Annotated in this window: 16 protein-coding genes; 6 read left to right on the plus strand and 10 right to left on the minus strand. The window is 63.8% G+C overall.

What is annotated here, in order from left to right:
- Positions 1-71 precede the first annotated feature (71 nt).
- The 3 genes from BA190_RS20490 (at position 72) to alkB (ending at position 2,366) form a co-directional block, all read left to right on the plus strand.
- Entirely contained in the window at positions 72-770 is a 699-nt protein-coding gene (locus BA190_RS20490; protein WP_068291439.1) for a YafY family protein, read from the plus strand.
- A gap of 87 nt (positions 771-857) precedes the next feature.
- A complete protein-coding gene (locus BA190_RS20495) occupies positions 858-1,652 on the plus strand; it encodes a DUF72 domain-containing protein (RefSeq protein WP_068291442.1) in 795 nt (264 codons plus the stop codon).
- A gap of 75 nt (positions 1,653-1,727) precedes the next feature.
- Positions 1,728-2,366: a DNA oxidative demethylase AlkB gene (gene alkB / locus BA190_RS20500; protein WP_068291558.1), complete on the plus strand. Its 639-nt coding sequence runs from the start codon at positions 1,728-1,730 to the stop codon at positions 2,364-2,366.
- 24 nt (positions 2,367-2,390) lie between these two features.
- Here the strand turns inward: alkB and BA190_RS20505 are convergent, their stop codons facing one another.
- A complete protein-coding gene (locus tag BA190_RS20505) occupies positions 2,391-3,317 on the minus strand; it encodes a LysR family transcriptional regulator (RefSeq protein WP_068291444.1) in 927 nt (308 codons plus the stop codon).
- 105 nt (positions 3,318-3,422) lie between these two features.
- Here BA190_RS20505 and BA190_RS20510 point away from each other — a divergent pair, with 105 nt between their 5' ends.
- On the plus strand, positions 3,423-4,163 hold the full coding sequence (locus tag BA190_RS20510) for an SDR family oxidoreductase (RefSeq protein WP_068291446.1): 741 nt from the start codon (positions 3,423-3,425) through the stop codon (positions 4,161-4,163).
- Positions 4,164-4,232: 69 nt separating this feature from the next.
- On the opposite strand, the gene BA190_RS20515 is transcribed toward BA190_RS20510, so the two are convergent.
- From BA190_RS20515 to BA190_RS20525, 3 genes are all read right to left on the minus strand, one after another.
- The gene (locus BA190_RS20515) at positions 4,233-5,489 is read right to left on the minus strand and encodes an RNA polymerase sigma factor (RefSeq protein ID WP_068291449.1); all 1,257 of its coding nucleotides are present in this window, start codon (positions 5,487-5,489) and stop codon (positions 4,233-4,235) included.
- The gene (locus BA190_RS20520) at positions 5,486-5,875 is read right to left on the minus strand and encodes a YciI family protein (protein ID WP_068291451.1); all 390 of its coding nucleotides are present in this window, start codon (positions 5,873-5,875) and stop codon (positions 5,486-5,488) included. Before BA190_RS20520 ends, BA190_RS20515 begins: the two co-directional genes overlap by 4 nt.
- A gap of 144 nt (positions 5,876-6,019) precedes the next feature.
- Complete coding sequence (locus tag BA190_RS20525) at positions 6,020-7,006, minus strand: LysR family transcriptional regulator (RefSeq protein WP_082979915.1); 987 nt, start codon at positions 7,004-7,006, stop codon at positions 6,020-6,022.
- 191 nt (positions 7,007-7,197) lie between these two features.
- On the opposite strand from BA190_RS20525, the gene BA190_RS20530 reads away from it, so the two are divergent.
- Positions 7,198-7,785 (plus strand): L,D-transpeptidase, encoded by a 588-nt coding sequence (locus BA190_RS20530; RefSeq protein WP_371260359.1) that lies wholly within the window; start codon positions 7,198-7,200, stop codon positions 7,783-7,785.
- Between the two features lie 8 nt (positions 7,786-7,793).
- Here the strand turns inward: BA190_RS20530 and BA190_RS20535 are convergent, their stop codons facing one another.
- Both BA190_RS20535 and BA190_RS20540 read right to left on the minus strand, forming a co-directional pair.
- On the minus strand, positions 7,794-8,450 hold the full coding sequence (locus BA190_RS20535; protein ID WP_068291454.1) for a TetR/AcrR family transcriptional regulator: 657 nt from the start codon (positions 8,448-8,450) through the stop codon (positions 7,794-7,796).
- 84 nt (positions 8,451-8,534) lie between these two features.
- A complete protein-coding gene (locus tag BA190_RS20540; RefSeq protein WP_068291456.1) occupies positions 8,535-9,047 on the minus strand; it encodes a DUF1176 domain-containing protein in 513 nt (170 codons plus the stop codon).
- A gap of 408 nt (positions 9,048-9,455) precedes the next feature.
- Here BA190_RS20540 and BA190_RS20545 point away from each other — a divergent pair, with 408 nt between their 5' ends.
- Positions 9,456-9,806 carry a hypothetical protein gene (locus BA190_RS20545; protein ID WP_068291458.1) on the plus strand — a complete coding sequence of 117 codons (351 nt, stop codon included), beginning with the start codon at positions 9,456-9,458 and terminating at the stop codon, positions 9,804-9,806.
- A gap of 83 nt (positions 9,807-9,889) precedes the next feature.
- Here the strand turns inward: BA190_RS20545 and BA190_RS20550 are convergent, their stop codons facing one another.
- Genes BA190_RS20550 through BA190_RS20565 form a run of 4 tightly spaced genes read right to left on the minus strand, consistent with a single transcriptional unit; the run spans position 9,890 to position 13,628 of the window.
- On the minus strand, positions 9,890-11,002 hold the full coding sequence (locus BA190_RS20550) for an ABC transporter ATP-binding protein (protein ID WP_068291460.1): 1,113 nt from the start codon (positions 11,000-11,002) through the stop codon (positions 9,890-9,892).
- Between the two features lie 43 nt (positions 11,003-11,045).
- The gene (locus BA190_RS20555; RefSeq protein ID WP_068291462.1) at positions 11,046-11,870 is read right to left on the minus strand and encodes a sugar phosphate isomerase/epimerase; all 825 of its coding nucleotides are present in this window, start codon (positions 11,868-11,870) and stop codon (positions 11,046-11,048) included.
- Between the two features lie 4 nt (positions 11,871-11,874).
- Positions 11,875-12,708: a carbohydrate ABC transporter permease gene (locus BA190_RS20560; protein ID WP_068291463.1), complete on the minus strand. Its 834-nt coding sequence runs from the start codon at positions 12,706-12,708 to the stop codon at positions 11,875-11,877.
- Complete coding sequence (locus BA190_RS20565; protein WP_068291465.1) at positions 12,705-13,628, minus strand: carbohydrate ABC transporter permease; 924 nt, start codon at positions 13,626-13,628, stop codon at positions 12,705-12,707. Before BA190_RS20565 ends, BA190_RS20560 begins: the two co-directional genes overlap by 4 nt.
- Position 13,629 lies beyond the last annotated feature (1 nt).

The following is a 13,629-nucleotide window of genomic DNA, read 5'->3' on the forward strand; positions in this document are numbered from 1 at the left end:
TTTTTCAAAGGGTTGGTTGCCTCTATAGAGAGAGGCAACTGACAAGGATGTGTCAGTTGTGAAGAGGTCTCATGCGCAAGGCGGCACGTCTGTTCGAGATCATCCAGATTCTCAGGCTGGCGAGGAAACCGGTCACGGCTGCCGCCATCGCGGAGGCCCTGGAAGTCACCATGCGTTCGATCTATCGCGACATCGCCGCACTGCAGGCCATGCGGGTGCCGATCGAGGGAGAACGGGGCATCGGCTATGTCCTGCGCTCGGGTTTCGACCTGCCGCCCTTGATGTTTTCGATCGAGGAGACCGAGGCGATGATGCTCGGCCTGGCCCTGATCGAACGCGCCGGCGATCCCGAACTGACGCAGGCCTCGCGGCGAGCCGGCGCGAAACTGGCGGGTGCGGTGCCCGAGCCCCTGCGCCAGTTGTTCTCCTCGCGCACGCTGCATGCCTGGGGCGACATCGCGCCGACGCCCGAGCGCATCGACCTCGGCCTGGTGCGCCGGGCCATCCGCGACGAGGAGAAGCTCGATCTCGACTATCGCGACGAACAGGGACAACAGACGCGGCGGACGATCCGCCCGCTCGCGCTGATCTATTATTCGCAGGCCTTCGTCCTGGTGGCCTGGTGCGAACTTCGCCAGGCAATCCGCAACTTCCGCGCCGATCGTGCCTTGTCCTTGATACCGACGGGACAATATTTCCGCCATGACGGCGACCGCTTGCGTGAATTGTGGATTTCGGGCTGGCAGATCAACCAGGGGCAGGCAGGATAAGGAGCGCTCATAGGCCAGAGGTTTCGGGTTGCCGGACTCAGCGTGCTATGGTCGGTTGTCGACCGAGAACAAATCGGGAGAATTCGCATGACTGGCCAAATCCGCGTCGGCATCGGCGGCTGGACCTTCGAGCCTTGGCGCGGCAGCTTCTACCCCGCCGACCTGACCCAAAAGCGGGAGCTCGAATATGCCAGCCGCCAGGTGACGGCGATCGAGATCAACGGCACCTATTATGGCTCCCAGAAACCGGAGAGCTTCGCCAAATGGCATGCGGAGACACCGGATGATTTCGTCTTCGCGATGAAGGCGAACCGCTTCGCCACCAACAAGAAGGTGCTGTCGGAGGCCGGAAAGTCGATCGACATGTTCATCGGCAGCGGCATCGTCGAATTGAAGAACAAGCTCGGGCCGATCAACTGGCAGTTCATGCCCACCAAGAAGTTCGATCCGGCCGATTTCGAGGGCTTCCTGAAGCTCCTGCCCAAGAGCCATGAGGGCCATGCCTTGCGCCACGTCGTCGAGGTCCGGCACGACAGCTTCAAGGTGCCGGAATTCATCGAGCTGGTACGGGCCTATGATGTCGGCATCGTCCTGACCGACAAGGCGGATTTTCCGCATATCCACGATGTCACGGCTCCCTTTGTCTACGCGCGCCTACAGACGGCAAAGGAGGATGAGGAACTCGGTTATTCTGCCGCTGCGCTGGACAACTGGGCCGAGCGGGCCAAGGCCTGGGCCAAGGGCGGCGAGCCTGCCGATCTCGACAAGACCTCGGACAAGAAACCCTCCCAGGCGGCCAGCCGCGACGTCTTCGTCTTCATGATCAACGGCTTCAAGCCCAAGGCGCCCACGGCGGCCAAGGCCTTGATCGAGCGCTTGTAAACGCCGTCGGAGAACAGGGCAGGGACGCTGCCGTTGGGTCACACAGGCGCCCAGATTATGGGCCAGAACAAGCAAATGATGGATCTGTTCAGCTTCGACCAGCCCAGCCGCCTCGACATTGCAGAGGGCGCCGTGCTGTTCGGCGGCCGTGCCCTCGCCAGCGAAGAGGCCCTGCTTGCCGCTCTCGATACGGTGGTGGCCGCCGCCCCGTTCCGCCATATGGTCACGCCTGGCGGCTTCACCATGTCGGTTGCAATGACCAATTGCGGCCGGGCCGGCTGGGTGACCGACAGGCGCGGCTATCGCTACACGGCGGAAGATCCCGAGACGGACCAGCCCTGGCCGGAGATGCCCGGGGCCTTCGCCATCCTCGCACGCGCGGCGGCGGCGGAGGCAGGATTTCCCGGCTTCGAACCGGACGCCTGCCTGATCAATCGTTATGAGCCGGGGGCCAAGATGTCGTTGCATCAGGACAAGGACGAGCGCGATTTCAGCAAGCCCATCGTCTCGGTCTCGCTCGGCCTGCCCGCCATGTTCCAGTTCGGTGGCCTGTCACGCAGCGACAGGCCGAGCAAGGTGCCGCTGCAGCATGGCGACGTGATGGTATGGGGCGGCCCGGCGCGTCTGGCCTATCACGGCATCCTGCCGCTGAAGGAAGGCCAGCATCCTCGCCTGGGGCGCAATCGCATCAATCTGACCTTCCGCAAGACCTGACGCCTGACAGGAGGCGCCAGCCTATCACGCTGGCCCTGGTGACCGGGAAATCACCCCGGCATCGGCCCAATCGGCGAAGCTTCTTGCTACCCAATCGATGAAGACGCGAACCCGCGGTGAAAGCTGGCGGTTCTGCGGATAGAGCAGGGAGACGGGCGTCGGTGTCGGCGGGTGGGCCGGCAGCACTTCGATCAACCTGCCGTCGGCGAAATAGGGCAGGAGATGGTAACGCGGCACCTGGATGAGCCCCAGCCCCGCCAGCGCCCCGCCGAACAGGGCTTCCGACCCGGTAACCGTCAGCGCAGTGGGCAGGCTGACATGGCGTATGGTGCCGTCCACCTGAAATTCGAGCGGCATGACGCTACCGGTCGCCGAGGAAACGAAGCCGACCATGCGGTGACCCTCGAGGTCGTCCGGCGTGGCCGGCACGCCGTGGCGGGCGAGATAGGCAGGGTTAGCGCAGGTGGCCTCTGCAAGCATGGCAACGCGGCGAGCCACCATCGAGCTGTCCTGGAGATCGCCGGTGCGGATCACGCAATCGATGCCTTCGCGCACGAGATCGACCAGGCGGTCCCCCTCGCCGATATGGAGCTGCAGGCCCGGATAGCGTTCCAGGAAATCGGCGAGGCCGGGCATCAGGAAATGCCGGGCGAGCGTGCCATGCACGTCGATGCGCAGCAATCCGCGGGGCTTGGTGTCGCCAAAGGCCGCTTCGGCATCCTCGATGTCGGCAAGGATGGCAAGGCAGCGATGATAATAGGCCTCGCCGTCCAGTGTCGGAGTGACGACGCGGGTGGTGCGCTGGAGCAGGCGGACGCCAAGGCGCGTCTCCAATTGACGGATCGCCTCGGTCACGGTGGAGCGTGGCAAGCCGAGGTCCTGTGCCGCCCGGGTGAAGCTGCGGCGCTCGACGATGCGGGTGAAGAGCCTGATGGTGTCGAAACGATCCATTGTTCCCTGTATCCGAATAGTCATATCAAATTTCGCATGATTATCCGAAGTGACAGAAGGTGGATAGTGCCTTTCAGCGATCAACCTCACGTCACGGAGAACAAAATGACCATGAATGACAGCAAAGTCTCCCTCGTCACCGGCGCCTCGCGCGGTATCGGCGCCGCCATCGCCCGGCGCCTCGCGCATGATGGTTTCTCGGTCGTCGTCAATTATGCCGGCAACACTGAACGGGCCGAGTCCCTGGTTCGCGAGATCGAGAGTGCGGGAGGCCGGGCGCTGGCGGCACAAGCCGATGTCAGCGATCCCGCGGCTGTGGCCGCTATGTTCGAGGCGGTGCAGGCGGCTTTCGGCGGCGTGGACGTCTTGGTCAACAATGCCGGCATCATCGCTTTGTCCCCGCTCGCAGAGACGGACGATGACGGTTTCGATCGGCTGGTGGCGGTCAATCTCAAGGGCAGCTTCAACACCATGCGCGAGGCTGCGCGGCGGTTGCGCACGGGCGGACGCATCATCAACTTCTCGTCGAGCGTCGTTGGCCTGCGCCAGCCGGGCTACGGCATCTATGCCGCGACCAAGGCCGGCATCGAAGCCTTGACCAGCGTACTGGCGAAGGAACTGCGCGGGCGGGCGATCACGGTCAACGCCGTCGCACCGGGCCCGACGGCAACCGATCTCTTCCTCACCGGCAAATCGGCGGAATTGATCGAGCACTATACCCGCATGGCGCCGCTCGAGCGGCTCGGTACGCCGGACGACATTGCCGCGGCAGTCGCCTTCCTGGCCGGCCCGGATGGCAGCTGGATCAATGGGCAGACCTTGAGGGCCAATGGCGGGCTGATCTGAGGCCGCGCCCACGAAAGTGAGGAGGCCTTTCCGGGGAGAGGGTTGTCGCGCGGCATGGCTCCTATGGCGTCATGCCTGCGCTGCGGCGTCCTTCACCAGCCTGTCCAGATGCTGGCGGATATGATTGGCCTCTGCCGCGGTACTGGCGAGGGCAATGGCCTGGTCGAAAGCCTGATGTGCTTCCTTGCCTCGGCCGAGCTTCAGCAGCAGGCCGCCCTTGAGACCGTGGAAGTAGAAATAACCGGAGAGGCGGGCTTCCAGGGGCTCGATCATGGCGAGCGCGGCTTCGGGGCCCTGTGTCTTCGAAACGGCCACGGCCCGATTAAGCGTGACCACGGGCGAGGGCTGGATCTCCTCCAGCAACGCATAGAGGAAATCGATCTGGCGCCAATTGGTGTCTTCGGGCGTCGCTGCCCTGGCGTGCACCGCGGCGAGCGCGGCCTGGAGTTGATAGCTGCCGGGGCTGCCGTGTCGGGTGGCCTTGTCGATCAAAGCGAGGCCTTCGGCGATCATCTGGCTGTTCCATAGGCGCCTATCCTGATCTTCCAGCAGCACGATCTGGCGCTCGGCGTCGAAACGGGCTGGCGAGCGCGCATGCTGGAGCAGCATCAGCGCCGTCAAACCCATGATCTCGGGTTCGGTCTGGAACAGGCGCAGCAGCAGGCGGGCGAGGCGAATGGCCTCGTCACAGAGCTGGGCGCGGCTGCCGTCATCCTCGACACCGGCCGAATAGCCCTCGTTGAAGATCAGATAGACCATGGCGGCCACGGCACCGAGGCGCTCCGAGCGCTCCACCGCGCCCGGCGCCTCGAAAGGCACGTCGGCATTGGCGATGCGCGCCTTGGCCCGGGTGATGCGCTGTTCCATCGCCGCCTCGCCAACCAGGAAGGCGCGAGCGATCTGCTTGACGCTGAGCCCGCAGACGATACGCAAGGCAAGGGCGATCTGCTGGGTGCCGGGCAGGTCGGGGTGGCAGCAGATGAAGAGCAGGCGCAGGATGTCGTCGCGATAATGCTGGCCGTCGAGGCGTTCGGCGAGTTCGGCTTCCGCATCGCCGAGATCGGAAATCTGGTCCTCGTCCGGCAGGGCCTCCTGCTTCTTCTCGCGGCGCTTGGCGTCGATGCCGGAATTGCGGCCGGCAAAGATCAGCCAGGCGGTGGGATCGCGCGGCGGGCCGTTTTTCGGCCAGCTCTTCAACGCGCGCAGGCAGGCTTCCTGATAGGCTTCCTCGGCGGTGTCGAGGTCACGAAAATAGCGCAGCAGCGCTCCCATGGCCTGTGGGCGGGCAGAGGCGAGCGCGCTGTTGATCCAGGCCGCATCCGTCATGTTGCATGCGCCTTCTGTCCGAGTACCCCGGGCTGGAAGATCGAAAGCGGGCGGATCTCATAGGAACCGATGCTGGGATTGGCCTTGGCGAGATCACGGGCGATATCGAGCGCTTCCTCGAGATTTTCGCAGTCGACCACATAGAAGCCGAGCAATTGCTCCTTTGTCTCGGCGAAGGGGCCGTCGATCACCAGGGGATCGCCGCCGGTCTTGCGCAAAGTGGTGGCTGCGGTGGTCGGCAGCAGCCGCACCACCGGGCCAAGCTTGCCCGCAGCCGCGACCTTTTCATGCACCTTCTGCAGGCGTGCCATCACGGCGTCGTCCTCTTCCTTGGTCCAGGCACCGACGACGTCTTCGTAATTGTAGCAAAGGATCGTATATCGCATTGTCTGCTTCCTCTTGAGCCAAGGACGAACGAACCAAGAGGTACCCGACATGAGGGGGCGGAACAATTCATGTTCTTTTGGCGCCTGCAGTCGGAGAGGTCCGATCGCCCCTGCGCAAACACACCGATAGCAATCAAGCCGTATTTAGAGTGTCGTCTCTATGCCGCAGGGAGCCGGCATCGTGGCATCGGGACCAAAGGAGAGCTGGAATGCATCGTTTTCTGTCGAGTCGATGCCGTCGATCTGGCGCAGCGCTGCAATGGTGAAGTCGGTGAAGGCGCGTACCACGGGACGCATATAGCGAACCGAGGGGAAAGCCAGGAAGGCTTCCGTCGGGCGGACGACGTAGTCGGGCAGGATCCGGATCAGACGTCCTTCGGCAAGCTCGCCATTAACCAGCAATTGCTGGACCGGTCCGGCCGCGTGCCCTTGCAAGAGCGTAGCGGTGATGACTTCGGCGTCATTGGTTCGCAGGATAGGCTGGGCGGGCAGGTCGAGGGTTTCGCCGCCGCGATGCTGCAATGCCAGGGTGTCGCGCGGCGAAAGCAGCCTGGCACTGCTGACGATGCTGATTTCCGACAGTCGCTCCGGCGTGTCGATCGGCCCGAACCGGGCGAGGAAACCCGGCGCCGCGACCAGGATACGCCGGATCAAGCCGAGACGGCGGATGATGAGTTCCTGGCCGGCGGGGCGTCCATACCTCACCGCCAAGTCGAAGTTTTCATAGACAAGGTCGATATCACGGTTCTCAAGGATGAGATCGACCGTAACGGCGGGATGGCGTTTCTGGAATGCCATGACGATTGGATGCAGGTGCCTGACGCCGATGCAGGAGGGCGCATGCATCCGGAGCGGGCCTTCGATGGTCCCCATGTCATGCCGGACGCCTTCCAGGGCCGCGTCGATGGTAGCGAGGGCGCCTCGGCTCGCTTCGTAAAGGGCCTGTCCCTGCGGTGTCGGGCGTACGATGCGCGAGGACCGTTCCAATAATCTCGCGCCGACATGCCGTTCGAGATTGCGCAGATGTTTGGTGACGGCGGGCTGCGAGACGGCAAGGTCACGCGCCGCCGCCGTTACCGAAGCGCGCTCGACGGTACGGACGAAAGCGCGCAAGGCGATCGCGATGTCCATTCATGCCTCTTGGTTATGATTATTATAGCATCATAACATATGGACGCGAGCGGTGTCATCGGGCTCAATGGCCTCCGTGCCGTGTCAGTGGCGTTGCGGAAGGCGTGATGATGATAAGCAGGCGTAGTTTTGTGATTGGTTTGCCTTTCTTGGCTGCTGGATGTGCGCAGGACCGCAAACCCGAGCTAAGCATGCAGGAGGTGCCGGTCGACCCGGAACAAGCCCTGCTCTACGGAGCCATCGAGTCAGAGCCCTTCGCCGTGCCTGCCGTCGATCTGCGCCGCGTGAAGCCGCAATATCTGCGCCGGGAGGTTGCCTATACGACGCAGGAGCAGCCCGGCACGATCGTGGTCGATCCTGCCGCGCGTCATGCCTATCTCGTGCTGGAGGGTGGTAGAGCCCTGCGCTACGGCGTCGGTGTCGGCAAGGAAGAGGCTTTCAATTTCCAAGGCCGCGCAACCATAGCCCGCAAGGCCATATGGCCACGTTGGACGCCGACGGCCAACATGATCCGGCGCCAGCCCGAACGCTATGCCAAATATGCCGCCGGCTTGCCTGGCGGCCCCGGTAATCCCCTCGGCCCGCGTGCTCTCTATCTGTACAAGGATGGCCGTGACACGCTGTACCGGCTTCACGGCACAATCGAGCCCTGGACGATCGGCACCATGGTGTCGTCAGGCTGCGTGCGCCTGCTCAATCAGGACATCATCGACCTTCATCGGCGCGTTCCCGTCGGGACGGCCGTGGTCGTGCTTGCGGCCGTTGCGCCGACCGCTTAGAGCCCGTCTCAAAACCCGAGGCTGAGCTGCTGGGGCTTGTCGGTTTTCTTGGCCGGCTTGTCGTCGACCAGGGGCTTGAGCATCTGGGCGAGCCGCTTGGCCAGCGCCGACGGGTCGGCCTCGGCGAGGGCGGGACTGGCGATTACGTCCCGCATCAGCGCGACGCCGGCGATCAGCGCGAGGAACAGGGCAGCGCGTTCCGGCCGGTCCTTTCCGGGCAGGCCGGCGGCAAGCGGTCGCTCCAATTGCGCAGTGACGGTCTCGCGCAGGATTTCGGCGGCCCTGGGGTTGGAGGCCGAATGCAGCATCAGCCGGAACGGATCGACGCCAGCGCTTTCGCTGGGAGGATTGGCCACCATCGCTTGCGCCACGCGGTCGGCAAGGGTGGTGGCATCGCCTTCGAACAGGCCGGGGTCGGCGCAGGCGATCTTGGCCGCCTCGGCGAACATCTCTTCTTTCGAACCGAAATAGCGATTCACCAGGATGGCGGTGACGCCGGCTTCGCCAGCGATTTCGCGCAGGCCGACGCCGTCATAGCCCGCGCGCGAGAAGGCGATCAATGCCGATTGCAGGATGGCTTCGCGCGTCGCCGCGGCATTGCGAGGACGCTTGGCCTGGAGCGCCGGACTCGATTGGGGGGGAGGGGGTGCTTTCTTCCTGGCCATGCCCGCGCCTGCGATGATTTCGGGGTCGCAGGAGTATACGTGCGTAGAGGCGGGCGCAAGGTTCCCCCTCCCGCGATCCACCGTTCATATCGCAGGCTCGACGGGAGGGGCATTCCTTCCGAGCCGTTCATCCATGTAGAACCAGGCGGCAGCGGCGCCGGCAAGCGAGACATTCACCGCGAGGCTTCCGTCCAGGGCTTGCAATTGCAAGGAATGGTGATGCTGCAGGCTCTGGGTCAGAGATGACCTTGCATCGACGACGAGGGTAGCCTCGACCAGCCCGCCTTCTTCTTCGGGAGCCGAGAAGGTGATCGGGCCTGAGAGGGGCCCGATGGGCTTGCCATCCGCCAGAAGGACATGGGGCCGGCCGGCAAGGGCGCCGGTCGGATCGGTCACCGCGAAGCGAACCTCCATCGGTGCCGAGACGTGGCGGCGAATGCTGACATAGCCCCTCGCGTCCGGGTCGCCTGCGGCCAGGCCGATGGCCTGGCATTGGCGGCCGGTATCGCAGCTCACCTGCCAGTCCTTGAAGGTCTCGGCCGTGGCCGAACCCGCGAGCAGGACGGTCGTTACGAAGGCGATTGAAAGGCAGCGCATGAGAGCTTTTCCGGTTGGAACGACACTCTCGTCATCATGCCGGCCAAGACCCCCGTCCGGGAACGGCAAGGTCAGGTCATTACTCGCCTTTTTGCGTGCTGATCCGGCGGTGATGTACGGATTTGTCCGTTGGATGACGACGACTCAAGACGGCAAAATTTCGTGCTGACCTGCCGGCCCGGAAAATGCCCATATGACGGATTTATGCAACTCTGCCCGAATTATGACTTGTTTGCTCAATTTTTACGCGATGAAATCCAGGTAAATGAATAAAATTTAAAAGATGAATCGATTTCTATACCTAGGTAATGACGCGAATGCGCGCTATAGTTTTTGCACTGCCTTGACGGAACCATATGTGCCTCGCCGCGTTCAATCGAGCGGGGCCAGAAACGATAGGGTGGAGCCATGAAAGAAAGCCGTGCCGCCGTCTTCTCGGTCGAGGAGCTGGAATTCCTGCGCACGCAGGCCGATGACTATGGCTGGTATGTATGGACGGAAGAGACCCGTCCGATCATCGAAGGCCTTTGTGCCCGCCGCCTGATGGCGGCCAATGGCGATTTCAAGGTGGTGCCCAAGGATGGACAGCACCGGGCCAATCTCGAGGGCCATGCGCCTCGGGCGGCGGATGCGATGCTGCGCTATTATGAACTGATCGGCGCCGGGCGCATGGCCTTCCATATGGTGCAGCACCCACGCCCCGCTATAACAGCGGCTCCGCTTACCGAATTGCGTGGCAGCCACTCGCTGCATGGCTGAGCGACAGGCCAGGACGTAGGGAGAGGACACGGACGTTTTACACCGTCCGCAGCGGTCCTTTGCGCCTTTGTGACCCGGACATTTCAGGCGGCATTTGCGGCCAGGTACGGCAAGGCTGTGCCGTCCGGCCCGAAGACGTGGGCTGAATCGCGATCGATCCGTAAATTGACCTCGCTATGGGCTCGTACCGGGTTTTTGCCGTCGGTCTGCACCACCAATGTCTGCCCCTCCGCGATGGCCGTATGAAACACGGTCAGCCCGCCCAGATGCTCGACGATGCTGGTCGTGCCGGCGATGGCGTCGCCTGCGTCGTCAGTTCCGTTCAGGAGCGTGATGTGTTCGGGGCGGATGCCGAAAGTGACCTCGGAACCCACCTTGAGGCCACCGGCCGCAACGGGCAGGGTGATGCGTTTGCCGCCTGGCAGGGACAGGCTGAGGCCTCCTGCATCGATTGCGACGATCCGGGCCGGCAGCGTATTCATGCGCGGCGAACCGATGAAGCCCGCCACGAACAGGTTGCGGGGGTGATTGTAGAGCTCGAGTGGCGCTCCGATCTGCTCGATCTTCCCGCCATTGAGCACCACGATCTTGTCCGCCATGGTCATGGCTTCGACCTGGTCATGGGTGACGTAGATCATCGTGGCCTGGAGCTGTTCGTGCAGGCGCATCAGCTCGATGCGCATCTGCACCCGCAGCGCCGCGTCGAGATTGGACAGAGGTTCGTCGAACAGGAAGACCTTGGGGTTGCGCACGATGGCGCGGCCGATGGCGACGCGCTGGCGCTGGCCGCCGGAGAGCTCCTTGGGCCGGCGCTGCAACAGGGGGCCGAGCTGGAGGGTTTCAGCTGCAGCCTGTACCTTGGCCGCGCGTTCGGCCTTCGGCACGCCCTCGATGCGCAGGGCAAAGCCCATATTGTCGGCGATGGTCATGTGCGGATAGAGCGCATAGCTCTGGAACACCATGGCGAGGCCGCGCTTGGCCGGCGCAATGTCGTTGGAAAGGCGGCCGTCGATGAGGAGGTCGCCGCCAGTGATCTTCTCCAGCCCCGCGATCATGCGCAGCAGGGTCGACTTGCCGCAGCCGGAGGGGCCGACGAAGACCACGAATTCGCGATCCTCGACCTTGAGATCGACGCCCTTGATGACCTCGACGGCGCCATAGGATTTGCGCAATCCCCTGAGATTGACGGTGGCCATCTCGGCGTTCTCCTTTGCGGGTTTCGTGCTGCCGGCGTGCAGCTCAGATGCCGGCGCGGTGCAGCGTTTCGCGATTGGCCCTGACAGCGGCGGCGGGATCGGCGGCCGCGATGTCGGATTCTTCCTCCAGCACCAGCCAGCCATTGAAGTTCGGCCCTGATGCAACGATGTCGACCACGCTCCTGAGGTCGCAGATGCCCTGCCCCAGCATGCGCCAATGGCCCTCGGCATCGACATCCTTCAGGTGCAGATAGCGGATGCGGTCCTGATAGGTACGCAGCGTGTCGAGGATATCCTGGCCGCCGCGCAGGATATGGCCGGTGTCGGGTACCCAGCCGACTAGGGCGGGATCGAGCAGGGCCATGATGCGATCATAGTCGGCCCGCGAGCTCAAGAGGGTGTCGTGATGCGAGCTCGGATGCACGGCGACATCGACGCCGACGACGCGGCCGAGTTCGCCGGCTGAATTGTAGAAGCGCCCGGCGACGGCGAATTTGTCGTCGAGCGGGCCCGGGCTCATGATCGTGGCGCTGCCCAGCGACAGGATGGCGCCGGGGAAATGCGCGGTGAAGCGCAAGGCGCGGTCGACCATGGCGAGGTCGGCCTCGACGGCGCCGGCTTCGGTGAAGCCGGAAGAGCTGCCGCAGGCGAAGGCGACCAGCGTCAGGCCATGGGCTTCCAACGCCCTGGCAAAGTCCTGCGGGCGGTCGGCATAGGGCGGGATCATGGTGTCGGTGATCTCGATGCCGGCATAGCCTGCCGTCGCGATGGCGGCGAGCAGGTCATCGGCATTGCCGGTCCAGGCCTTGCCCAGCATTTCCCAGGTGAAGGTCTGGCATCCGGCCTTCGGCTTGGCAGTCTCGCTCATGATGTCATTCCTTGACGGCGCCTTGTGTCAGGCCCTCGATGATGTGGCGCTGGAAGAACAGCACCAGCGCGATCAGCGGCACGGTGACCACCACGGAGGCGGCGGCCACGTCGCCCCAGGGCACGTAATAGAGGTTGGTGAAATTGGCGATGCCGACCGGGATCGTCTGGTGCTCGATGGTCGAGGTGAAGGCGAGGGCGAACATGAATTCGTTCCAGGCCGCGATGAAGGCGAGCAGGCCGGTGGTGACGAGGCCGGGCAGGGACATCGGCAGGATGATGCGCAGGAACAGGCCGATGACCCCGACGCCGTCCATGCGCGCGGCCTCGTCGATCTCGCGCGGCAGCGTGTCGAAATAGCCGAACAGCACCCAGGTCACCAGCGGCAGGCCGAGTGCCAGATAGACGATGACCAGGCCGCTATAGGTGTCGAGGAAGCCATAATTGGAGGCGGTGAGATAGAGCGGGCCGACGATGGCGATCTGCGGGAACATCGAGACCGACAGCACCACTCCGAGTATGCCGAAGCGCCCCTTGATCTCCAGCCGCGACAGCGAGAAGGCGGCCAGCGCCCCGATGGCGAGGCAGAACAAGGTGGTAAGTCCGGCGACGATCACCGAGTTCAGCACGTAGAGCTGGAATTTCTTGACGAAGAAGACATTGGCATAGTGTTCGAGAGTGGCCGGCGAGGGCCAGAAGCTCGGCACCGGATCGGTCAGCGCCTTGTCGAGCTGCAGCGAGGTGGAGAACTGCCACAAGAACGGCCCGGCCGACCAGACCAGGAGCAGGGCCGCCCCGGTATAGACGATGACGAGGCGCAGGATCTCGCGAGCGTTCATCCGTGCCTCCTCAGACGCGCCACGATGAAGATGCCGAAGCCGATGGCGATCAGCGTTTCGGTGATGAACATCGCGGTGGAGAGCGCCGAGCCATAGCCGAACTGCAGGGTGGAGAAGAGCACCTTGTAGCTCAGGGTCGACAGGGTTTCGGTGGAGTCGGCGGGACCGCCGCCGGTGAGGACATAGACGAGGTCGAAGATGCGGAAGGCATCGAGGGCCCGGAACATGCCTGCGATCAGCAATGTCGGCAGCAACAGCGGCAGGCGCACATGCCAGAAGATGCGCCAGGCCGAGGCCCCGTCCATCTTGGCAGCCTCCGTCAGCGAGCGCGGCACTGTCTGCAGGCCGGCCAGCAACAGCAGGGCCATGAAGGGCGTGGTCTTCCAGACATCGGCGATGATGATGGTGTTGAGGGCGTGGTCGACGGAACCATACCAGTTGACGTTGCCGTCGATCAGCCCGACGGATTTGAGCAGGTAGTTGATCAGCCCGTGCTGCCCGTCGAACAGCCAGCCGAACATCTTGGAGGTGACCACGGTGGGCATGGCCCAGGGCACCAGCATGGCGGCGCGCACCAGCGAGCGGCCGACGAAGGGCTCGTAGAGCAGCAAGGCCATGCCAAGCCCGAGCACGGTTTCGAGCGCCGTCGACACCGCCGTGAACAGCACGGTATGCCCCCAGGCATTCCAGAAGGCGTCGTCGCCCAGCAGCATGCGGTAATTGGCCAGGCCGACGAAAGCGTCTTCCTGGGTGACCAGCGAGGTGTTGGTCAGTGACAGCCAGACCCCGTTGACGATGGGATAGACCGAGACCGAGCCGAGCGAGATCAGCAGCGGCAGGATCAAGAGCCAGGGCGCCAGGTCCAGGGACCGCAGGCCAGCCCCGAGGGGCGGGCTGGCCGCGGAGGCTTGCACACTCATT

Origin of the sequence: Labrys sp. WJW (assembly GCF_001676615.1) — a bacterium.
GTDB lineage: Bacteria > Pseudomonadota > Alphaproteobacteria > Rhizobiales > Labraceae > Labrys > Labrys sedimenti.

Excerpts from the sequence above, each read along its gene's own strand:
- BA190_RS20490 (WP_068291439.1), top strand. The coding sequence starts at position 72 with ATGCGCAAGGCGGCACGTCTGTTCGAGATCATCCAGATTCTCAGGCTG.
- alkB (WP_068291558.1), top strand. The coding sequence starts at position 1,728 with ATGATGGATCTGTTCAGCTTCGACCAGCCCAGCCGCCTCGACATTGCA.
- BA190_RS20525 (WP_082979915.1), bottom strand. The coding sequence starts at position 7,006 with ATGGACATCGCGATCGCCTTGCGCGCTTTCGTCCGTACCGTCGAGCGC.
- BA190_RS20555 (WP_068291462.1), bottom strand. The coding sequence starts at position 11,870 with ATGAGCGAGACTGCCAAGCCGAAGGCCGGATGCCAGACCTTCACCTGG.
- BA190_RS20535 (WP_068291454.1), bottom strand. The coding sequence starts at position 8,450 with ATGGCCAGGAAGAAAGCACCCCCTCCCCCCCAATCGAGTCCGGCGCTC.
- BA190_RS20510 (WP_068291446.1), top strand. The coding sequence starts at position 3,423 with ATGACCATGAATGACAGCAAAGTCTCCCTCGTCACCGGCGCCTCGCGC.
- BA190_RS20505 (WP_068291444.1), bottom strand. The coding sequence starts at position 3,317 with ATGGATCGTTTCGACACCATCAGGCTCTTCACCCGCATCGTCGAGCGC.
- BA190_RS20495 (WP_068291442.1), top strand. The coding sequence starts at position 858 with ATGACTGGCCAAATCCGCGTCGGCATCGGCGGCTGGACCTTCGAGCCT.
- BA190_RS20520 (WP_068291451.1), bottom strand. The coding sequence starts at position 5,875 with ATGCGATATACGATCCTTTGCTACAATTACGAAGACGTCGTCGGTGCC.
- BA190_RS20530 (WP_371260359.1), top strand. The coding sequence starts at position 7,198 with ATGCAGGAGGTGCCGGTCGACCCGGAACAAGCCCTGCTCTACGGAGCC.
- BA190_RS20560 (WP_068291463.1), bottom strand. The coding sequence starts at position 12,708 with ATGAACGCTCGCGAGATCCTGCGCCTCGTCATCGTCTATACCGGGGCG.
- BA190_RS20550 (WP_068291460.1), bottom strand. The coding sequence starts at position 11,002 with ATGGCCACCGTCAATCTCAGGGGATTGCGCAAATCCTATGGCGCCGTC.
- BA190_RS20540 (WP_068291456.1), bottom strand. The coding sequence starts at position 9,047 with ATGCGCTGCCTTTCAATCGCCTTCGTAACGACCGTCCTGCTCGCGGGT.
- BA190_RS20515 (WP_068291449.1), bottom strand. The coding sequence starts at position 5,489 with ATGACGGATGCGGCCTGGATCAACAGCGCGCTCGCCTCTGCCCGCCCA.
- BA190_RS20545 (WP_068291458.1), top strand. The coding sequence starts at position 9,456 with ATGAAAGAAAGCCGTGCCGCCGTCTTCTCGGTCGAGGAGCTGGAATTC.
- BA190_RS20565 (WP_068291465.1), bottom strand. The coding sequence starts at position 13,628 with ATGAGTGTGCAAGCCTCCGCGGCCAGCCCGCCCCTCGGGGCTGGCCTG.